Annotated in this window: 18 protein-coding genes and 1 pseudogene; 8 read left to right on the top strand and 11 right to left on the bottom strand. The window is 74.7% G+C overall.

Going from position 1 to position 19,644, the window contains the following annotated elements; genetic code table 11:
• Positions 1-153 precede the first annotated feature (153 nt).
• From ACIQV3_RS04515 to ACIQV3_RS04480, 8 genes are all read left to right on the top strand, one after another.
• Complete coding sequence (locus ACIQV3_RS04515) at positions 154-1,140, top strand: ADP-ribosylglycohydrolase family protein (RefSeq protein ID WP_403709669.1); 987 nt, start codon at positions 154-156, stop codon at positions 1,138-1,140.
• A gap of 500 nt (positions 1,141-1,640) precedes the next feature.
• Entirely contained in the window at positions 1,641-2,951 is a 1,311-nt protein-coding gene (locus tag ACIQV3_RS04510) for an ADP-ribosylglycohydrolase family protein (RefSeq protein WP_403710144.1), read from the top strand.
• Positions 2,948-4,141, top strand: coding sequence for an ADP-ribosylglycohydrolase family protein (locus tag ACIQV3_RS04505; RefSeq protein WP_403709667.1), 1,194 nt, complete (start codon positions 2,948-2,950; stop codon positions 4,139-4,141). Before ACIQV3_RS04510 ends, ACIQV3_RS04505 begins: the two co-directional genes overlap by 4 nt.
• Before the next feature lie 1,079 nt (positions 4,142-5,220).
• Positions 5,221-6,543 (top strand): ADP-ribosylglycohydrolase family protein, encoded by a 1,323-nt coding sequence (locus ACIQV3_RS04500; protein WP_403709665.1) that lies wholly within the window; start codon positions 5,221-5,223, stop codon positions 6,541-6,543.
• Entirely contained in the window at positions 6,540-7,541 is a 1,002-nt protein-coding gene (rbsK, locus tag ACIQV3_RS04495) for a ribokinase (protein WP_403709663.1), read from the top strand. The genes ACIQV3_RS04500 and rbsK overlap by 4 nt, the downstream gene beginning before the upstream one ends.
• A complete protein-coding gene (locus tag ACIQV3_RS04490) occupies positions 7,538-8,836 on the top strand; it encodes a CaiB/BaiF CoA transferase family protein (protein ID WP_403709661.1) in 1,299 nt (432 codons plus the stop codon). The genes rbsK and ACIQV3_RS04490 overlap by 4 nt, the downstream gene beginning before the upstream one ends.
• Positions 8,833-9,654: an HpcH/HpaI aldolase/citrate lyase family protein gene (locus ACIQV3_RS04485; RefSeq protein ID WP_403709659.1), complete on the top strand. Its 822-nt coding sequence runs from the start codon at positions 8,833-8,835 to the stop codon at positions 9,652-9,654. Before ACIQV3_RS04490 ends, ACIQV3_RS04485 begins: the two co-directional genes overlap by 4 nt.
• Positions 9,655-9,691: 37 nt before the next feature.
• Entirely contained in the window at positions 9,692-10,195 is a 504-nt protein-coding gene (locus tag ACIQV3_RS04480) for an SRPBCC family protein (RefSeq protein WP_403709657.1), read from the top strand.
• 63 nt (positions 10,196-10,258) lie between these two features.
• Here ACIQV3_RS04480 and lgt read toward each other — a convergent pair whose 3' ends face one another.
• From lgt to hisI, 11 genes and pseudogenes are all read right to left on the bottom strand, one after another.
• The gene (gene lgt, locus ACIQV3_RS04475; RefSeq protein WP_403709655.1) at positions 10,259-11,326 is read right to left on the bottom strand and encodes a prolipoprotein diacylglyceryl transferase; all 1,068 of its coding nucleotides are present in this window, start codon (positions 11,324-11,326) and stop codon (positions 10,259-10,261) included.
• 333 nt (positions 11,327-11,659) lie between these two features.
• A pseudogene (locus ACIQV3_RS04470) lies at positions 11,660-12,445 on the bottom strand (DsbA family protein); the annotation flags it as partial.
• A 141-nt stretch (positions 12,446-12,586) separates the two neighbouring features.
• Positions 12,587-13,399, bottom strand: a complete 813-nt coding sequence (gene trpA / locus ACIQV3_RS04465) for a tryptophan synthase subunit alpha (protein ID WP_403709653.1) — start codon at positions 13,397-13,399, stop codon at positions 12,587-12,589.
• Positions 13,396-14,646: a tryptophan synthase subunit beta gene (gene trpB, locus ACIQV3_RS04460; RefSeq protein ID WP_403709651.1), complete on the bottom strand. Its 1,251-nt coding sequence runs from the start codon at positions 14,644-14,646 to the stop codon at positions 13,396-13,398. The genes trpA and trpB overlap by 4 nt, the downstream gene beginning before the upstream one ends.
• Before the next feature lie 195 nt (positions 14,647-14,841).
• Entirely contained in the window at positions 14,842-15,051 is a 210-nt protein-coding gene (gene trpM, locus ACIQV3_RS04455; RefSeq protein WP_250743802.1) for a tryptophan biosynthesis modulator TrpM, read from the bottom strand.
• A gap of 9 nt (positions 15,052-15,060) precedes the next feature.
• Positions 15,061-15,870 (bottom strand): indole-3-glycerol phosphate synthase TrpC, encoded by an 810-nt coding sequence (trpC, locus tag ACIQV3_RS04450; RefSeq protein ID WP_250743801.1) that lies wholly within the window; start codon positions 15,868-15,870, stop codon positions 15,061-15,063.
• Positions 15,871-16,032: 162 nt separating this feature from the next.
• Positions 16,033-16,524: a DUF2752 domain-containing protein gene (locus ACIQV3_RS04445; RefSeq protein WP_403709648.1), complete on the bottom strand. Its 492-nt coding sequence runs from the start codon at positions 16,522-16,524 to the stop codon at positions 16,033-16,035.
• 71 nt (positions 16,525-16,595) lie between these two features.
• Entirely contained in the window at positions 16,596-16,847 is a 252-nt protein-coding gene (locus ACIQV3_RS04440; protein ID WP_403709646.1) for an HGxxPAAW family protein, read from the bottom strand.
• A gap of 111 nt (positions 16,848-16,958) precedes the next feature.
• Complete coding sequence (locus ACIQV3_RS04435) at positions 16,959-17,633, bottom strand: TIGR02234 family membrane protein (RefSeq protein ID WP_403709644.1); 675 nt, start codon at positions 17,631-17,633, stop codon at positions 16,959-16,961.
• A gap of 14 nt (positions 17,634-17,647) precedes the next feature.
• The gene (locus ACIQV3_RS04430) at positions 17,648-19,153 is read right to left on the bottom strand and encodes an anthranilate synthase component I (protein WP_403709642.1); all 1,506 of its coding nucleotides are present in this window, start codon (positions 19,151-19,153) and stop codon (positions 17,648-17,650) included.
• A gap of 31 nt (positions 19,154-19,184) precedes the next feature.
• Entirely contained in the window at positions 19,185-19,565 is a 381-nt protein-coding gene (hisI, locus tag ACIQV3_RS04425) for a phosphoribosyl-AMP cyclohydrolase (RefSeq protein WP_403709640.1), read from the bottom strand.
• Between the last annotated feature and the right edge of the window lie 79 nt (positions 19,566-19,644).

Genomic DNA, 19,644 nt, shown 5'->3' with positions numbered 1-19,644 from the left:
GCAAGGAAGGCCGTACTTACCTGGGGTTTTGGGGATCGGCGACCGGGTGACGGCGGTGCGCGGCGGGTGTTTCGCGACGAGCGACAAACCACATGCCATGGCACAAATCCCCCAAGGGCTCAATATGAGTCCCATCAAGTGGAGAGGCGCGCCATGGAGCTGATTGCATGCAATCCGCAGGTCCTCCTCGAACGGGCCCGGGGCGCTCTTCTCGGACTCGCGGTGGGTGACGCGCTCGGCGCCCCCGCGGAGAACATGAAGCCCTCGGAGATCCGGGCGAAGTGGGGCCGGATCGAGGGCTTCGTCTCGGACGACCCGGCGGGTACGGACGACACCGAGTACGCGATCTTCTCGGGCCTGCTGCTGGCCCGCCACGGGTCGGCGCTGACGGTCGCCCACGTGGAACGGGCCTGGCACCACTGGATCGCGGACCTGGACGAAGGCCCGTTCCGCGGCGCGGGCTTCTCGGAACGCGGCACCCTGGAGAACCTCCGCCGGGGCCTGGCGGCCCCCATCTCCGCACAGCACCGGCACGCCTGGTCGGACGGTCTGGCCATGCGGGCGGCCCCCTTCGGCGTCTTCGCGGCGGGCCGGCCCGCCGAAGCCGCCCGGCTGGTCGCCATCGACGGCTGCGTCAGCCACGACGGCGAGGGCATCTACGGCGGCCAGGCCGTCGCGGCGGGCGTCGCGGCGGCGATGGCCGGGGGCTCGGCGGCCTCCGTCATCTCGGCAGCCCTCTCCGTCATCCCCTCCGACTCCTGGACGGCCCGCTCCCTGCGCCGGGCCGTGACCGCCGCCCCGCGCGGCGAGCGGGCGGTCCGTTCGGCGGTGGTCATCGGCGGCTACCCCTGGACGGACCTGGCCCCGGAGGCGGTCGGCCTCGCCTTCGGCGCGTTCGCCGCGTGCGGCGGCGACTTCTCCTCCTCCGTCCTCATGGCCGTCAACATGGGCCGCGACGCGGACACCACGGCGGCCGTCGCGGGTGCGCTCGCCGGAGCGATGTCCGGCGCCAACGCCATCCCGGCCGCCTGGTCCTCGGTGATCGGCCCGGTCCGCGGCAGCTGCCTCCCCTCGATGCGCGGCTACCACGTCCTGGACATCGCGGACCTCCTCACCCCGGAAACCGAGACCCCCCGATGACCCTGACCCCGACGACCCCGTCTCCCACCAACCCACCGCAGGAAGCCACCCCCCTGACGGGCCCCGCCCCGCGGGACGGCTCCGGGGCCGAGCGGACCCCGGAGGGCGACACCCGGACCGAGACGGCCCGTGACGGTGACGCCCTGCCGGAGCCACCCCCGAGAGCAGACCCCCGGGACCGGCGCCCCCGGCAGGACCACGCCCGGGCCGACCGGAGCCCGCAGGACCACGCCCGAGCCGACCGGAGCCCCCGGAGCGGTGCCCCCACCGGGGCGGCCCCGGCTACCGGGACGGCATACGACGCCCCGCCCCCGAACGCGACCGCCCCCGCCCGGGACGCCCCGGCGGCCGACGCCGCAGGTGGGACGGCGCAGCCCCGTACCGCGCATGCGGAACCCGCCTCCGGCCCGCCCGCCGCCCCGGCGGAACCCGCGCCGGCGCCGGCCCTCAGCGCCCCGCCAGAGGCCTGGACCGCGCCGGGCTCCGCGGCCCGCACCGCCCTGGGCGGCCCGCTCACCGCCCCGTCAGGGCCCGCCGAGGGGCACGCCCCGCCCCACCCGTCCCCGCCGGGACCCGCACCGCGGGCCACGCAGCCCCGTACGGCCACACCCACGGCCCGGGCCACCCCCCGAACCGAGGCCGCCCCCGTCGGCCCCCGCCGGATCGAGGGGCTGCTGCTCGGGCTCGCCGCCGGCGACGCCGCCGGGTGGCCGGCCGCCCGGCACCGTGCCAGCCGGATGCCCGAGTGGACCCGCCGCCTCACCCGCGAGCTCGACACCTTCGCCGAGCAGAACGCCACCACCACCCTCCCCGTCCCCATCGCCCTCAACCAGCCCCCGGAGCCGCTGCGCCTCGGCCCCTCCGACGACGCCGAGTGGGCCGCCTTCGCCGCCGAGTCGGTCCTCACCGCCGCCGGGGTGCTGCTCAGCGACCTCTCCCGGTCCCGCCGCATGCGCGCCGCGATCGACCTGGCCTGGAACGCCCTGGCCAGCGAGGTCGCCGCGGCGGCGGAACGCGCGCCCGAGGTCGAGTCCGCCGTCCTCCCCCTCCGTGCCCGGATCTCCGTCCGGGCCGGCCTCGGCAACCTCGCCGCCGGGCTGCGGCCGCCCGCCACCGGTCACGACAACCCGCACTACTTCGACGACGCCGCCTGCATCCGAGCCTGCGTCCTCGCCGTCGTCCATCCCGGGGACCCCGAGGCGGCCGCGGACCTCGCCGAGTTCGACGCCCGCTACACCCAGGACGGCGACGGGGTCCACGGCGCCCGCGCCATGGCCGCCGCCATCGCCACCGCCCTCGCGAGCACCGGGACCTGCACGGCGGCAGATACGGACGCGGCCGTCGACGCCGCCCTCGCGCAGCTCCCCGAGTCCACCGAGATCGGCCGCAACGCCCGGCACGCGGTGAAACTCGCCCGCGCCGAGAGCGGCGCGGCCGGCGGGGCCTTCGCGATCGTCCCGCTCCTGGAGCACCAGATCGTCGACCACGTCTACAGCTACGGCATCGCCGCCGCGGAAACCGTCCCCGTGGCCCTCGCCCTCGCCACCGCCGCCCGCGGCCGGGTCGGCGAGGCCGTCCCGGCCGCCGCCTGCCTGTCGCGCGTCGCGGACTCCGCCCCCGCCCTCGCCGGCGCGCTGACCGGCGCGCTCGGCGGCGGCGACTCGCTCCCCGCCGCCTGGCGCGAAGCGTGCCGCACCCTCTCCGGCTGCGCCCTCCCCCGGCTCGCGGGCACCGACCTCGTCGAACTGGCCGCGCTGCTCACCCGTACGGAACTCACCTCACCCAATCCCCAAGGAAAGCACCGCACATGACGACCCTGACCCCCGTGGACCCCACCCCGAACACCACCACCTCCCCCACCCCCACCCTGGACGACCGGATCACCGGCGCCCTCGTCGGCGCGGCCGTCGGCGACGCGCTGGGCGGCCCGGTGGAGGGCTGGACCCCGGAACAGATCGTGGAGCGGCACGGCGGCCGGGTGCGCGGCATCGTCGGCCCGTGGCACGAGGACTGGCGTACGGCCCGCCCGATCGCCCCGTACCACAAGGGCGACGGCCACGTCACCGACGACACCCTGATGACGCACGCGCTGGTCCGGGTCTACGAGGCCGTACGGGACCACCTGGACGCGTACGCGATCGCCGAGCACCTGGTCCCGGACCTGATGACGACCCCCCGCTGGATCCCCGAACTGGAGGCGGAGGCCCTCCCCCTCCAGCGGATCTTCCTCGCCGAGAAGTGGATCGTGACCCGGCTGCACTACGCGCACGCGGACCCCCGGGAGGCGGGCAGCGGCAACATCGTCAACTGCGGCGCGGCGATGTACATGGCGCCGGTCGGCCTCGTCAACGCGGGCAATCCGGCCGGGGCGTACGCGGAGGCGCTGGACGTCACCGGCGCGCACCAGTCCTCGTACGGCCGGGAGGCGGCGGGGGTGTTCGCGGCGGCGGTCGCGGCGGCGTGCGCACCGGGCGCCACGGCTGCCTCGGTGGTCGACACCGCCCTCGCCCTGGCCAAGGACGGCACCCGCGAGGCCATCGCGGCGGTCTGCGAAGTCGCCGCCCGCCACCGGGACTTCGAGTCGGCGCTGGCCCCGCTGCGGGCGGCGGTCGCCCCGTACGACTCGGTCGGCCCGGACTACCGCGCCCCGTCCCTGGGCGCACGGCGCCCGTCCCGCCTCCACTCCATCGAGGAACTCCCCGTCGCGCTCGGCATGCTGCTCGTCGCCGACGGCTGCTACGAGACCTCCGTGCTCGGCGCGGTCAACTACGGCCGGGACTGCGACTCCATCGCGACCATGGCCGGTGCGATCGCGGGCGCCCTGTCGGGCGGGGCGGCCGTCCCGCCCGCCTGGGCGGACCGGGTCGCGGAGGCCAGCCGCCTCGACCTGTGCGCACCGGCCGTTTCGCTGGCCGCGGTGACCCGGGAGGTCTTCGCCCTCGACCGCTCGCGCCGCCGCGCCCACGAAGCCGCCTTCGCAGCCCTGACGGCCCCCCGATGAGCTCTGCCTCCCCGACCTCGCCGCCACCGTCGAGGCCGGCCTCCGCGCCCCCGCTCCGAAGCCCGGCCCCGACCCCGGGCCTCCCGGCCCCGGGCCTCCCGGCCCCGGGCACGCGCGTGGCCCCGGGCACGCGCGTGGCCCCGGGCACCACCGGAGCCACGGGAGCTGCGGCCCACGGATCGGCCCCGCCGACGTCCGCCTCCCGGACCCCGGCCCCGGGCACGCGCGCGGCCCCGGCCACCACCGGAGCCACGGGAGCTGCGGCCCACGGATCGGCCTCGCCGACGTCCGCCTCCCGGGCCCCGGCCCCGGCCCCGGGCGCCCACGCACCCCGGCTGCCTTCCCCGCCCGCGCCCCTGGGCCCCCACGGAGCCACGGCAGCGGGGACGCCCGCCTCCGGGCCGGTGGCCCGCGGCCCGTTGCGGACCGGGGGGGAGATTTCCCCCACCCCACCCCTTCCCGGAACCGGGGGCAAGCCCCCGGCCCCCGGGCCCCCGGGACCGGCCGCCCCGGACGGCAGCACGACCCCGGCCCCGGCCCCCGGACCGGGCCCATCCGCCCCCGGCGGCGAAACGGCCCCGCCACCCGGATACGGGCCCGGCGAGCCCGTCCGGCTGACCTGGGTCCAGCCCGAGGACCTGGTCGGCCACGAGTTCCGGCAGGCCGCCGAGGACGGCCGCGGAGAGGCCGCGGAGCCGTTGCTGCGCGTCTGGCTCGCGGCGGGCGGCCACCTCGCCCCGGCCCGGGCGGGCGCCTCCCCCGCCCCGGCCCCACCGGAGCTCCGCGCCCTGGCCACCGACCTCCTGACGGCCCTCGCGGCCCTCCCCACCCCCGCCGAACCGCCCCCTCGGCCCGACCTCCCGATGCACGAGGCCGCCCACCCCCCGGGGTCCGGTGGCCTGCCCCCGGTGTCGGGAAGGGGCGGGCTGGGTGAACTCGCCCCCACCGCAGCCGGTCCGGGATCGGAGCCGAAGTCCGGACCAGGACCTGGACCGGGGCCAAGACCGGGACCGAGGCCAGAGCCGGGACCGAGGCCAGAGCCGGGACCGGGACCGGAACCAGAGCCGGGGCTCGGCCCCGTGCGACTGGCCCCGTCCGGGGCCGGGGCCGGGACCGAAGCCGGAACCGGGACCGAGGCCAGGGCCGAGGCCGGGACCGGGACCGAGGCCGGGGCCAAGGCCGGGGCCGGGGCCAAGGACGAGGACGGGGCCGGGGCCCGCTTCGCAGGGACCCGAGCCGAGGCCGGGGCCGGAACCGGGGCCGAGGCCAAGGCCGGAACCCGGGCCGAGGCCCGCTTCGCAGGGGCCCCGGCGGGCGCCGCCGCAGGCGGCCCCGCCCTGCGCCGGAGGCTGGAGGCCGGCTGGCTCGGGCGGGCCGTCGGGTGCGTGCTCGGGAAGCCCGTGGAGAAACTGCCCCTGCACGGGATCCGGGCCCTGGCCCGGGCCGCCGGAAACTGGCCCCTGGACGACTGGTTCACCGAGCGCGGCGTACCACCGGAGGTACTCGCCGCCCACCCCTGGAACCGCCGCTCCGCGCCCACCTCCCTCGCCGAGAACATCGACGGCACACCCGAGGACGACGACCTCAACTACCCCCTGCTCGGCCTGCTCCTCCTCCAGCGCCACGGCAAGGGCTTCACCACCGCCGACGTCGGCCGGCTCTGGCTCGACGAGCTCCCGGCCGGCCGCACCTTCACCGCCGAGCGGGTCGCGTACCGCAATCTGCTGCAAGGGCTGGAGCCCCCCGCCACCGCCACCCACCACAACCCCTTCCGCGAATGGATCGGCGCCCTGATCCGCGCCGACGTCCACGGCTGGACCAACCCGGGCGATCCGGCCGCCGCCGCGGCCCAGGCGTACCGGGACGCCGCCCTCACGCACACCGGCAACGGCGCCCACGCCGCCGCGTTCGTGGCCGCCGCCACCGCCGCCGCGGCCACCGGCCGGGCCAACGTGCACATCGCGCTCCGGGCCGGCCTGGCCGTCGTACCGCCCGGCTCCCGCCTCGCCGAGGCCGTCGGCTACGGGATCCGGGCGGCCTCGGACGCACACCGCACCGCCGCCGGCTTCGATACCGTCGTCGACCTGCTCCACGCCCGCTACGGCCACTACCACTGGGTCCACGCCGTCCCCAACGCCGCCGTGATCGCCGCCGCCCTCACCCACGCCGACGGGGACTTCACCCACTCCGTCTGCCGCGCCGTGTCCGGCGGCTGGGACACCGACTCCAACGGCGCCACCGCCGGCGCCCTCGCCGGACTGCTCGCCGGCTCCCCCGACGCCATCCCGCACCGCTGGACCGCCCCGCTGAAGAACCGCCTCGCCACCAGCGTCCCCGGCTTCGACGGCATCGGCTTCGACACCCTCGCCCACCTCACCGCACAGGAGGCAGCCCGCTCATGACGGCCATCGCCGTGCTCGGCAGTACCAACATGGACCTCGTCGCCTACGTCTCCAAGGCCCCCCGCCTCGGGGAGACCGTCACCGGCCGCGACTTCCGCACCGTCCCCGGCGGCAAGGGCGCCAACCAGGCCGTCGCCGCCGCCCGCTGCGGCGCGGAGGTGGTGATGATCGGTGCGGTCGGGGCCGACGGGTTCGGCGTACGGCTGCGCTCCGCGCTCACCGGCGCCGGGGTGGAGACGGCGGCCCTGCGCACCGTCGAGGGCGCCAGCGGCACCGCGCACATCACCGTGGACGACGAAGGCGGCAACAGCATCATCGTCATCCCCGGCGCCAATGCCCTGGTCACCTCCCTGGAGCCGGGCGACGCCGCCCGGATCGGCTCCGCCGACTCGCTGCTCCTCCAGCTCGAACTGCCCCTGGAGGCCGTGCTCGCCGGCGCGCTGGCCGCCCGCGCCCACGGCGTACGGACCATCCTCACCCCGGCCCCCGCCCAGCCGCTGCCCGCCGAACTCCTCGCCGCCACCGATCTGTTGGTTCCCAACGAGCACGAGGCCGCCGCCCTCACCGGGCTCACCGACGTGCACCTGGCCGCGGCCGCCCTGCTCCAGGACGTGCCGGAGGTGGTCGTCACCCTCGGCGCGGCCGGGGTGCTGTACGCCGCCCGCGGCCGCGAGCCGCTGTCCGTGCCCGCGCCGCGCGTACGGGCCGTGGACACCACCGCCGCCGGAGACACCTTCGTCGGCGCGCTCGCCGTGGCCCTGGGCGAGGGCCGGCCGATGCCCGACGCGCTGCGCTGGGCCTCGGCGGCCGCCGCCCTGTCCGTACAGCGCCCCGGCGCCCAGGACTCGATGCCCACCCGCTCCCAGACCGACGCCTTCGCCCGGTCCGGGCGGAGACCGGAGCCCGGGCCGCCGCCCGCACCCGGCGCCCGAACCGGCCCGGATCGGGCCGATGCCCCGGGCAACGGATCCCGGCCCCCGGCGGGAGGCGCCTCATGAGCGCCACTGGCGCAGGCCCTGCCCGGGAAGGCGCGGGCACAGGCCCCACCGCCGGCGGGCCCGGTCCCGAGCCCTGGCCCGGTCCCACCCCGGCCGACGCCCGGCCAGGGCAAGGGCCCCTGCGCGGGCTCCGCGTCCTCGACCTCGCCACCCTCTTCGCCGGTCCCCTCGCCGCCACCCTGCTCGGCGACTTCGGCGCCGAGGTCGTCAAGGTCGAGCACCCGACCCGCCCCGACCCCTCCCGCGGCCACGGCCCCGCCAAGGACGGCGTCGGCCTCTGGTGGAAGCTGCTGGGCCGCAACAAGCGGACGATGACCCTCGACCTGTCCTCCCCCGGCGGCCGGGACATCCTGCTGCGCCTGGTCGCCACCGCCGACGTGGTGATCGAGAACTTCCGCCCGGGAACCCTGGAGCGCTGGGGTCTGGGCTGGCCCGAGCTGTCCGCCGCGAACCCGCGGCTGATCCTGACCCGCGTGACGGCCTTCGGCCAGGAGGGCCCGTACTCCCACCGCCCCGGCTTCGGCACCCTCGCGGAGGCGATGAGCGGCTTCGCGGCGATCACCGGGGAGCCGGAGGGGCCGCCGACCCTGCCGCCGTTCGGGCTCGCGGACTCGATCGCCGCGCTGACCACCGCGTACGCCGTGATGGCGGCGCTCGCCGGGCGCGACCGCACCGGGCAGGGGCAGGTGGTGGACCTGGCGATCATCGAGCCGATCCTGACCGTCCTGGGCCCGCACCCGCTCTGGTACGACCAGCTCGGCTACGTCCAGCCGCGCACCGGCAACCGTTCCACCAACAACGCGCCCCGCAACACGTACCGCAGCCTGGACGGCCGCTGGCTGGCGGTCTCCACCTCCGCCCAGTCCATCGCCGAGCGCGTGATGCGGCTCGTGGGCCGGCCCGAGCTGATCTCCGAGCCCTGGTTCGGAGAAGGTTCCGGCCGGGCCGGTCACGCGGACGTGCTCGACGAGGCGGTCGGCGGCTGGATCGCCCGCCACAAGGCGGACGAGGTGACGGCCGCCTTCGAGGAGGCCGAAGCCGCGGTCGCGCTGGTCTACGACGTACGGGACGTCATGGCCGATCCGCAGTACGCGGCCCTGGACACGATCACCGAGGTCGAGGACCCGGAGCTGGGCCCGATCCGCATGCAGAACGTCCTCTTCCGGCTCTCGGACACCCCGGGCTCCATCCGCTGGGCGGGCCGCCCGCACGGCGCGGACACCGATGCCGTACTCACCGAGATCGGCCTCTCCCCGGCCGAGATCACCGCTCTCCGCACGGAAGGGGCCCTATGATCCTGACCTGGCTCTACGTACCCGGCGACCGCCCCGAGGTGGTGTCCAAGGCGCTGCACGCCGGGGCCGACGCCGTCATCGTGGACCTGGAGGACGCGGTGTCGGCCTCCCGCAAGGAGTACGCCCGCGCCGCCACCGCCGAACTGCTCGGCGACCGGCACCCGGTCCCCGTCCACGTCCGCGTCAACGCCCTGGACTCCCCCTGGGGCGGCGCCGACCTCAGCGCGCTGGGCGGGCTCCACGGCCTCGCCGGGCTGCGCCTGCCCAAGATCTCCTCGCCCGAGCAGATCGTCGCCACCGCCGACCGCGCCTCCGGCGTGGCCCTGTACGCCCTGCTGGAATCGGCGATCGGCGTGGAACGGGCCTACGAGATCGCCCGCGCGCACCCCGCCCTGCGCGGGCTGTCCCTGGGCGAGGCCGACCTGCGGGCCGACCTCGGCGTCACCGCGGAGTCGGGCCTGGACTGGCCGCGCTCCCGGGTGGTGGTCGCGGCCCGCGCGGCCGGGCTGGCGCCGCCGGCCCAGTCGGTGTTCCCCGACATCCGGGACCTGGAGGCACTGGCCGCCTCCTGCGCCCGGGGCCGCGCCCTCGGCTTCCTGGGCCGCGCGGCGATCCATCCGCGCCAGCTCCCGGTGATCGAGCGGGCCTACCTGCCCGGCCCGGCGGAGGTCAGCGCCGCCGAGGAGATCGTGGCCGCGGCCCGCCGCACCCCGGGCGCGCTGGCCCTCCCCGACGGCCGCTTCGTCGACCCGGCGGTGCTGGCGGGCGCAGAACGGATCATGACCCTGGCCCGCCGGGACGCGCCTGTACCCTCCTGATCGACAAGGCGCTGGCGCGCTGAGCAGGGGGATTTCCATGGCAGTTCTGAACGTGCACGAGCGGATGCTCCGGGCGGACGGGCAGCGGGTCGGCGAGCTCGTCGACTCGCTGGCCTCCGGACCGGCCGATCTCCTCTGGCCGACCCGCTCCTGGCCGCCGCTGCGGCTGGACCCGGGCCTGGAGGCCGGGGCGAAGGGCGGCCACGGGCCGATCCGGTACACGGTCTCGGCCTACGAGCCGGGGGTGCGGGCCCGCTTCGAGTTCACCGGCCCGCGCGGTTTCGACGGCTACCACGAGTTCACCGTCCGGCCGCTGGAAGACGGCGCACACACGCTGCTGCGCCACACCATCGCGATGACCACGCACGGTCCGGCGCGGTTCAGCTGGCCGCTGGTGTTCCGGTGGCTGCACGACGCGCTCGCCGAGGACGCCCTGGACCGCGCCGAGCTGGCCTGCTCCGGTACGGTCGCCCGGCCCGCGCGCTGGAGTCCGTACGTCCGCCTGCTGCGCGGGGTGATCACGCGGCTGCCGCGCCGGTGAACGGAAAACGGGAGGGGCGCCGCGCGTGTGCGCGGCGCCCCTCCCGTTCGACCGTTGCTCCGGTCAGAGCTTCTTGGCCCCGGGGGCCTCGGCCTTGTCTTCGGCCTTGTCTTCGGCCTTGTCTTCGCCCTCGGCCGCGCCGGCGGCCTCCGCCCCGGCGCCCTTCGGCTCGGCGTCGGCCTCTGCCCCGGCAGTGCCCCCGGCTTCGGTGTCCTCGGCGTCACCGGACTTCGCCCCGGCGTCCTCGGCCTTGGCCTTGGCCTCCCCGGCCGGGGTGTCCCCGTCCTTGGCGCCGGCCACGGCGTCAGCGTCAGCGTCAGCGTCCGGTTCGACGACCTCCTCGCGGCCCGGCCGCAGCTTCGCCGACAGCACCAGGTACACGACGGCGAGCACGAAGACGACGATCGAGGTCCAGACGTTGAGCCGCAGGCCGAGGATGTGGTGGGCCTCGTCGACCCGCATGTACTCGATCCAGCCGCGGCCCACGCAGTACGCGGCGACGTACAGCGCGAACGCCCGCCCGTGTCCGAGCTTGAAGCGGCGGTCGGCCCAGATCACCAGCAGGGCGACACCGACGCACCAGAGGGACTCGTAAAGGAAGGTCGGGTGGTAGGTCCCGGCGACCCGGTTCGGGCCGTCGGTGATCTTCACCGCCCAGGGCAGATCGGTGGCGCGTCCGTACAGCTCCTGGTTGAACCAGTTGCCCCAGCGTCCGCAGGCCTGGGCCAGTGCGATGCCGGGGGCCAGGGCGTCGGCCCAGGCCGGCAGCGGGATTCCGCGCCGGCGACAGCCGATCCAGGCGCCGACGGCGCCCAGCGCGATGGCGCCCCAGATGCCGAGGCCGCCCTCCCAGATCTTGAAGGCGTCGACCCAGTCGCGGCCCTCGCCGAAGTAGAGCTGGTAGTCGGTGATCACGTGGTAGAGGCGACCGCCGACCAGGCCGAACGGCACGGCCCACACGGCGATGTCCGCGACCGTGCCCGGCTTACCGCCGCGCGCGATCCAGCGCTTGTTGCCGAGCCAGACGGCGACGAAGACGCCGATGATGATGCAGAACGCGTAGCCGCGCAGCGGGATCGGCCCGAGATGGAGCACGCCCGTCGACGGACTGGGAATGAAGGCAAGGTTCATGGCAAGAGCCGACGCTACCTTGCCGGACGGTGGTGACCGCAACCCGTCCGGCAAGCTGCTGCCGAATCGAGACGGCCGTCAGTGCCCCATGGGCATCCCTTCGTGGTCCGGGGAGGCGTCGGCGGAGCCCGAGCCACCCGTAGCCGACCGTCCCGCCGAGCGGGCCGGCGAGGACGGGGAGGCCTTCGCCGAGCGCGAAGCGGAAGCGGATGCGGATGCGGAGGGTGACGGCGACCCGTACTTGGCCTTGGACTTGGAGTTGGAGCCGGACGCCGACGCGGACGCCGACGGGGACGCCGACGGGGACGGGGATCCCTTCACCCCGCCCGGGCCGCCCTTGCCGGCCGCCTCCACCTTCTCCTTCAGCTTCTGCGGGGTCAGCGGGTTGGCCTGGTCCGCGAAGATGTCCTTGCCGTCGAGCAGCACGGTCGGGGTCCCGCGGAAATTGCCCGCGCGGAAGGCGTCCTGCGACTTGTTCACCCAGCTGTCGTGCGTACCGTCCTCGACGCAGGTGCGGAACGCGGGGGTGTCCAGTCCGTCGACCTTCCCGGCCAGCTCCAGCAGCTTGGCGTTCTTGCCGAAGGCGTCGTTGGTCTCCTCGGGCTGGTTGTCGAAGAGCAGGTCGTGGTACGGGGCGAACTTCCCGGCGTCCTGCGCGCAGGCGGCCGCGTTGGCGCTCTTGAGCGAGCCGGTGCCGCCCATGTTCCCGTCGATCAGGGTGACGAGGTGGTACTCGACCTTGAGGAGGCCCTTGGCCTCCAGCTCGTGGACGGTGTCCCGGTAATTGGTCTCGAAGGCCTTGCAGGCCGGGCAGCGGAAGTCCTCCCACACGGTCAGCGTGGAGGGGGCCTCGCTCTTGCCGGTCTGGATGGCCAGCGCGTCCTTGCCCGTGGCCCCGGAGGGGGCCACCAGCGGGCCGCCCTTGGCGGAGGAGCCGCCCTTGCCGGTGTTCGCCGCGATCAGGCCGACGACGGCCGCCAGCCCGAGTACGCCGACCACCGCCGCCGACACGACGAGGGTCCGCCGTCGCTTGTCCCTCGCCTTCTGCTTCTCGCGCTCCACCTGGAGTCGCTCGCGGGCCGATCGTTTCGTCGCATCGCGGTTCGCACCGTCGTTCATGTCGCTCACGTTCGGCCAAACGAAGCAGGGAGGCACTCGCGTGCCTCCCTGCCCCTACTTCCACCCGATCGGGCTACAGAACCCGCTCAGGGGTCCGGCCGCGCGATCGAACGCGCCGCCCGTCGGCTCCCGGCGTACGCCTCAGCTCCGGCGCACGCCCGCGGCGAGCTCGCCCGCCAGCGCCTTGACGGCGGCCAGCCCGGCGGGCAGGTCCGGCGCGTCGAGCAGCAGCTTCACGAAGGCCGAGCCGACGATGACGCCGTCGGCGAAGCCCGCGACCTCCTTGGCCTGGGCGGCGTTGGAGACGCCCAGTCCGACGCAGACCGGCAGGTCGCTGGTGGCGCGGGTGCGGCGGACCAGGTCGGCCGCCTGGTTGCCGACGGACTCGCGGGTGCCGGTGACGCCCATCAGCGAAGCGGCGTAGACGAAGCCGGAGCCGGCCGCCGTGATGGTGGCGAGGCGCTGGTCCTTGCTGCTGGGAGCCACGACGAAGACGGTCGCCAGACCGTGCTTGGCCGCGTGCTCGCGCCACAGCGCGGACTCCTGGACCGGCAGGTCGGGCAGGATGCAGCCCGCGCCGCCGGCCTCGGCGAGCTCCGCGGTGAACCGCTCGACGCCGTAGCGGTCGATGGGGTTCCAGTAAGTCATGACGAGGATCGGGGCGCCCGTGGCCTCGTACGCCTCGCGGACGGTCCGCAGGGTGTCCGCGATCTTGACGCCGCCGCGCAGGGCGATGTCGTCGGCGGTCTGGATGATGGCGCCGTCCAGGACCGGGTCGCTGTGCGGGAGGCCGATCTCGACCACGTCCGCGCCGCCGGCGATGACGGCCTTGACGGCTTCGATGGCCCCGTCCACGGTCGGGAAGCCGGCCGGGAGGTAGGCGACGAGGGCCGCGCGGTCCTCGGACTTCGCCTTCGCGAGGGTGGCCGAGAGGAGTTCGATGGTGCCGCTCACTTGGTCTCCCCCTCGGAGGCGTCGTACAGGTCGAAGTAGCGGGCGGCGGTGTCCATGTCCTTGTCGCCGCGGCCGGACAGGTTGACGACGAGCAGCCCGTCCTTGCCGAGCTCCTTGCCCAGGTCCAGCGCGCCCGCGAGGGCGTGCGCCGACTCGATGGCCGGGATGATGCCCTCGGTGCGCGAGAGCAGCCGCAGGGCCTGCATCGCCTGGTCGTCGGTGACCGCGCGGTACTCGGCGCGGCCCGCGTCCTTGAGGTACGAGTGCTCCGGGCCGATGCCCGGGTAGTCCAGACCGGCCGAGATGGAGTAGGGCTCGGTGATCTGGCCCTCCTCGTCCTGCAGGACGTAGGAGCGCGATCCGTGCAGGATGCCGGGCTCGCCGGCGGTCAGCGTCGCCGCGTGCTCGCCGGTCTCCACGCCGTGTCCGGCGGGCTCGAAGCCGACCAGGCGGACGCCGGCGTCCGGGATGAAGGCGTGGAAGAGGCCGATGGCGTTGGAGCCGCCGCCGACGCACGCCGCGACGGCGTCGGGGAGGCGTCCGGCGCGCTCCAGGATCTGGCGGCGGGCCTCGACGCCGATGACCCGGTGGAAGTCGCGGACCATGGCGGGGAAGGGGTGGGGGCCCGCGACGGTGCCGAAGAGGTAGTGGGTGCGGTCCACGTTGGCGACCCAGTCGCGGAACGCCTCGTTGATGGCGTCCTTCAGCGTTCGGGAGCCGGACTTCACCGCGATGACCTCGGCGCCGAGGATGCGCATGCGGGCCACGTTCAGGGCCTGGCGCTGGGTGTCGATCTCGCCCATGTAGATCGTGCACTCGAGACCGAAGAGGGCGCAGGCGGTGGCGGTGGCCACCCCGTGCTGGCCGGCTCCGGTCTCCGCGATGACGCGGGTCTTGCCCATGCGCTTGGTGAGCAGCGCCTGGCCCAGCACGTTGTTGATCTTGTGCGAGCCGGTGTGGTTCAGGTCCTCGCGCTTGAGGAAGATCCGTGCGCCGCCCGCGTGCTCGGCGAACCGCGGCACCTCGGTCAGGGAGCTCGGACGGCCGGTGTAGTTGACCATCAGGTCGTTGAGCTCGGCCGCGAAGGCCGGGTCTCCCTTGGCCTTCTCGTACTCGACGGCGACCTCGTCCACGGCGGCGACGAGCGCCTCCGGGATGAACTTGCCGCCGAAGTCACCGAAGTAGCCCTCGGCGTTGGGGATGTGACCCTCGGGGTCCGGGATGAAGAAACTGCTGGCGCTGGACATGCCCAGGTACTCCTACGGATGCGACGCGGATGTCTTCACCGTATTGCGCCGTCCGCCCCGGGCGCGCACACCCCGCTGGGGCATGGGCGTACGAGGGTGCGGAGCGGCCCGCCCCGGAGCCGGCGGCTCGGGGGACGGATCGTACGGGGACGCCGAGGGAAGCGGTGTACGACGTACACCGTCCGGCGGGCCTCGTTACGACGCGACTCCGGGTCGCCATCGCATGCCGTTGACCTGACCGGGCTCGGAGCCGATCACGTACCGGACCCGCCGCCCGCGCACTCGCCGGGCCGGCGCGCGGCAGCCGCGAGGGCGGCAGCCGCGCGCCAGGGGCGCGTGCGCCGTCGGCACTCCGGCCAGGCCGGAGCCCGGTCGGGTGCGGACGGAGGGGCGGTTTCGGGCCATGGGTGCGGGTCAGCTCCGCCCGTGGCGCAGGGCGGGGTGGGCTCCGGCGGCGACGAGGTCGGCCACGGCCGCCTTCGGGTCGCGGCCGGTCACCAGGGACTCCCCGACGAGGACGGCGTCCGCGCCCTCGTTCGCATAGGCGATCAGGTCGTGCGGCCCGCGGATGCCGGATTCGGCAACCTTCACGATGTGGGCCGGGATCTCTCCGACGATCCGCTCGAAGGTGGAGCGGTCGACCTTGAGGTCCTTCAGGTTACGGGCGTTGACGCCGATGATCTTGGCGCCCGCCGCGACCGCACGCTCGATCTCCTCCTCGTCGTGGACCTCGACGAGCGGGGTGAGACCGATGGACTCGGCCCGCTCGATGAGGGAGACGAGGGCCTCCTGCTCCAGGGCCGCGACGATCAGCAGCACGAGGTCGGCGCCGTAGGCGCGGGCCTCCCACAGCTGGTACGCCGTGACGATGAAGTCCTTGCGCAGGATCGGGATGTCCACGCGGGCGCGGACGGCCTCCAGGTCGGCCAGCGAGCCACCGAAACGACGCTGCTCGGTGAGGACGGAAATGACCGCCGCACCGCCCGCTTCGTAGTCGGCGGCGAGCCCGGCCGGATCGGCGATGGCGGCCAGCGCACCCTTGGAGGGGCTGGACCGCTTGACCTCGCAGATCACCTTGACGCTGTCGCCGCGCAGGGCAGCGACGCCGTCCTTGGCCTGGGGCGCCTTGGCGGCACGCTCCTTGAGCTCGTCGAGGCTGACGCGCGCCTGCCGTTCGGCAAGGTCTTCGCGGACCCCTTCGATGATCTCGTCGAGCACACTCACGCGAGCGGCCCCCTTCCGGGTCGATGACGGTCGGCCGCCTTGCAGACACGTACAACTGCAAGGTCAGCACTTCAAATGGTATCCGCAGGACGCCTCGCCCTCCGCACGCGGTTGACGGCGTCCCATTAAATGGACATCTGGAATCTTTGCTTCAGCTATAGCTCAGGGCGCCAGGAAAGAGCCCATGGGCAGGTTCCGGACAACGGAGAAGACCAGGGCCACCGCACCGGTCCCCCACCAGACCGTGCCGATCCCCCACCAGTGCGGCGGCCGTACGACGAGCCTCGGGGCCGGTACCCCCCGATAGGCCCGAACCAGCCACAGGACCATGAAACCGGCGAAGAGGAAGTAGCCCGCGACCGCCAGGGCATTTGCCCCGATAGCCGTCACGAGATCGCCGTGGGCGAACGCGTGGGCACTGCGCAGCCCGCCGCAGCCGGGGCACAGGACCCCGGTCAGCCGGAACAGCGGGCAGACCGGATAGTGGCCCGGCTCGTTCGGATCCACGGTCCCCACGTACGCGAGGGCCGCGGCGGCCGCGGTCAGCGTGAGCGCCGGACGCACCAGCCGGCCGGCCCGGGACACGGGCGCGGGAGGCGGCGCGAGATCGGTCGTTCCAGAGGAGGCGTCCACCCGCTGATTCTCTCCGCTCATGACAAAAGGCGCAGCCCGACAGGGCCGCGCCTTTCGAAAACCGGCGTACCGGCTACCGCCCGGTCGGCCCGTCAGACCTTCGCGGCGACCCGGTTCGCGGCGATGACCTCGGAGAGGTCCTGGTGCGCGGCCTTGGGCGCGCCCATGCCCGCGGCCTTCATCGCCATGCCCACGACTCCGCCGAGGACGACGACGACGAGGCCCGCGTAGAAGCCCAGCGGGTTCGCCAGCACCATGAAGGCGCCGGAGATGCAGAAACCGATGACCGCGATGATGACACCGGTCCAGGCGGCCGGGGTGTGTCCGTGGCTAGTGCCCGCCATGAGTTGCTCCTCGTACTCGGGTGTGCTCTGTCGCACGCCGCACGTGCTGTGTCGAACGGTGCTGTGGTCAACGCTCGGTGGTCATTGTCCCGCACCGGGCCCCGGACTCGTTCACGGGGTCGGGTCCGGACCGGTGGGGTCCTCGCCCCGGTCCAGAGCCTTCCACAAGTCCTCCGGCCGGTCCGGGTCCACCACGGCCGCCTTGCGCGGTCGCGGGCTGCCGTCACGCTCGTAACGGCCGCCCATCGTGGGCCAGGTGCTCCCGAAGCGCAGCGCGAGCAGTCCCGCCAGCAGGATCAGCGCGCCGCCGGCCGCCGTCACGTAGGGCCAGGCGGTCTGGGTCAGGCCGGCCACGTGGGCCGCGGCGTCGGCCGTCGTACGGGCCGCCTCCGCGTCCAGCGCGCCACGGCCGTCGGCATTGGCCAGCGCGGCCAGCGCCGCGCCCAGGCCGCTCAGCGCGAGCAGCCCCGAGACCAGCAGGCGGCTGCGGCCACGCACGGCGAAGACGGCGACCAGGGCGGCGAGGCCGACGATGGCCAGGGCGGCGGGCAGGCCGGTGACGGCCCGCCCGTCGGCGGTCACCGGCAGCGAGCCGCCGCCGACCGCGGCGACGCCCCGGGCCCAGACGCGGCCGGAGGCGAGCAGGACGACGGTGGCGCCGAGCGCGCCGAGCAGCAGGGCGACGGCCACGCTGCGGCGGCCGCCGCGGCCCGAGGGGGCCTCGGGTTCGGCGGCGGCATCGGCGTGTTCGGTTCGGGGCGGGGGTACGGCACTCACGTACCCCACTATCCCCTACCGGCTCAGGCGCCGTGGAGGCGGTTCGCCGCTGCCACCGCGCGGAGCACCGCGGCGGCCTTGTTGCGGCACTCGGCGTCCTCCAGCTCGGGCACCGAGTCGGCGACGACCCCGGCGCCGGCCTGCACGTACGCCTTCCCGTCGCGCAGCAGCGCGGTGCGGATGGCGATGGCGGTGTCGGAGTCCCCGGCGAAGTCGAGGTAGCCGACGCAGCCGCCGTAGAGCCCGCGGCGGGTCGGCTCCAGCTCCTCGATGATCTGCATGGCGCGCGGCTTGGGCGCGCCGGACAGGGTGCCGGCCGGGAAGCAGGCGGTGAGCACGTCGAAGGCGGTCTTCCCCTCGGCGACGCGCCCGGTGACGGTGGAGACGATGTGCATGACGTGCGAGTACCGCTCGATGCTCATGAAGTCGACGACCTCCACCGAGCCCGGCTCGCAGACCCGGCCGAGGTCGTTGCGGCCGAGGTCGACGAGCATGAGGTGCTCGGCGCGCTCCTTGGGGTCGGCGAGCAGCTCGTCGGCGAGCTCGTTGTCCTGCTGCGGGGTGGTGCCCCGGTGCCGGGTGCCGGCGATGGGGTGGACCATGGCCCGCCCGTCCTCGACCTTGACCAGGGCCTCGGGGCTGGACCCGACGACGTCGAAGCCGTTCTCGAAGCGGAAGAGGTACATGTACGGGGAGGGGTTGGTGGCCCGCAGCACCCGGTACACGTCGAGCGCGGAGGCGCTGCACAGGGTCTCGAACCGCTGCGAGGGCACCACCTGGAAGGCCTCGCCGGCCCGGATCCGCTCCTTCACGTCCTCCACGGCCGCCTGGTACTTCTCGCCGCCCCACAAGACCGAGACCGTGCCGTCTTCAAAACTCGGCAGTTCGGCGTCGGGCAGCGGCATCGGCGCGTACGGGGCGGGCCGCGCGAGGTCGGCCTCCATGGCGTCGAGGCGGGCCACGGCGTCCGCGTGGGCCTCGTCCACGCCCGCGGCGAGGTCGTTGTGGTTGATGGCGTTCGCGATGAGCTGGACGGTGCCGTCCCAGTGGTCCAGGACCGCCAGGTCTGAGGTGAGCAGCATCGTCAGCTCGGGCAGCTCGAGGTCGTCCTCGGTGTGCTCGCCGATGCGCTCGAGGCGGCGCACGATGTCGTAGCCGAGGTAGCCGACCATGCCGCCGGTGAAGGGCGGCATGCCGGAGGCCAGGTCCCGGGGGGTGTGCAGGGCCTCCACGGTCTGCCGCAGGGCCTCCAGGGGGTCGCCGGAGGTCGGGACGCCAACGGGCGGGGTGCCGATCCAGTGGGCCTGGCCGTCCCGGACCGTGAGGGTGGAGGCGCTGCGGACGCCGACGAAGGAGTAGCGCGACCAGGAGCGGCCGTTCTCGGCGGACTCCAGGAGGAACGTCCCGGGGCGTTCTGCGGCCAGCTTGCGGTAGAGCCCGACGGGCGTGTCGCCGTCCGCCAGCAGCTTGCGGCTGACGGGGATGACGCGGCGGTCGGCCGCGAGCTTGCGGAACGTCTCAAGATCCATGGCGTGGGACCTTACTTGTGATCGGCTTCGGCTATTCGGCTTCGGCGGTGGGGCCGGAGGGACCGGCCAGGGGGAGGACGTCGGCATCGAAACACGTCCGGGCACCGGTGTGGCAGGCCGCGCCCACCTGGTCCACCTGCACGAGCACGGTGTCGGCGTCGCAGTCGAGCGCGACGGACTTCACGTGCTGGAAGTGGCCGGAAGTGTCGCCCTTCACCCAGTACTCCTGACGGCTGCGCGACCAGTACGTGCACCGGCCGGTGGTCAGGGTGCGGTGGAGGGCCTCGTCGTCCATCCAGCCGAGCATGAGCACCTCACCGGTGTCGTACTGCTGGGCGATGGCCGGGACCAGACCGTCCGCGGAGCGCTTGAGGCGGGCGGCGATGGCGGGATCGAGGGAGGACGTACTCATGGGGCCATTGTGCCGGGCCCGGGGGACGATCAAGGATCCCTGTCCGCCTGATGGGCAGGCATCGGGCGGGTTCCAGCCG

Origin of the sequence: Streptomyces sp. NPDC099050 (genome assembly GCF_044759865.1) — a bacterium.
In the GTDB taxonomy this organism is placed as follows: Bacteria; Actinomycetota; Actinomycetes; order Streptomycetales; family Streptomycetaceae; genus Streptomyces.
This window is presented reverse-complemented; position numbering and strand designations above follow the sequence as displayed.

Coding starts and splice junctions, on each gene's coding strand:
- trpB (WP_403709651.1), bottom strand. CDS start 14,646: ATGTCCAGCGCCAGCAGTTTCTTCATCCCGGACCCCGAGGGTCACATC.
- ACIQV3_RS04505 (WP_403709667.1), top strand. CDS start 2,948: ATGACGACCCTGACCCCCGTGGACCCCACCCCGAACACCACCACCTCC.
- ACIQV3_RS04440 (WP_403709646.1), bottom strand. CDS start 16,847: ATGGCGGGCACTAGCCACGGACACACCCCGGCCGCCTGGACCGGTGTC.
- lgt (WP_403709655.1), bottom strand. CDS start 11,326: ATGAACCTTGCCTTCATTCCCAGTCCGTCGACGGGCGTGCTCCATCTC.
- trpM (WP_250743802.1), bottom strand. CDS start 15,051: ATGGCCCGAAACCGCCCCTCCGTCCGCACCCGACCGGGCTCCGGCCTG.
- ACIQV3_RS04515 (WP_403709669.1), top strand. CDS start 154: ATGGAGCTGATTGCATGCAATCCGCAGGTCCTCCTCGAACGGGCCCGG.
- ACIQV3_RS04445 (WP_403709648.1), bottom strand. CDS start 16,524: ATGAGCGGAGAGAATCAGCGGGTGGACGCCTCCTCTGGAACGACCGAT.
- hisI (WP_403709640.1), bottom strand. CDS start 19,565: ATGAGTACGTCCTCCCTCGATCCCGCCATCGCCGCCCGCCTCAAGCGC.
- ACIQV3_RS04490 (WP_403709661.1), top strand. CDS start 7,538: ATGAGCGCCACTGGCGCAGGCCCTGCCCGGGAAGGCGCGGGCACAGGC.
- ACIQV3_RS04430 (WP_403709642.1), bottom strand. CDS start 19,153: ATGGATCTTGAGACGTTCCGCAAGCTCGCGGCCGACCGCCGCGTCATC.
- ACIQV3_RS04480 (WP_403709657.1), top strand. CDS start 9,692: ATGGCAGTTCTGAACGTGCACGAGCGGATGCTCCGGGCGGACGGGCAG.
- rbsK (WP_403709663.1), top strand. CDS start 6,540: ATGACGGCCATCGCCGTGCTCGGCAGTACCAACATGGACCTCGTCGCC.
- ACIQV3_RS04485 (WP_403709659.1), top strand. CDS start 8,833: ATGATCCTGACCTGGCTCTACGTACCCGGCGACCGCCCCGAGGTGGTG.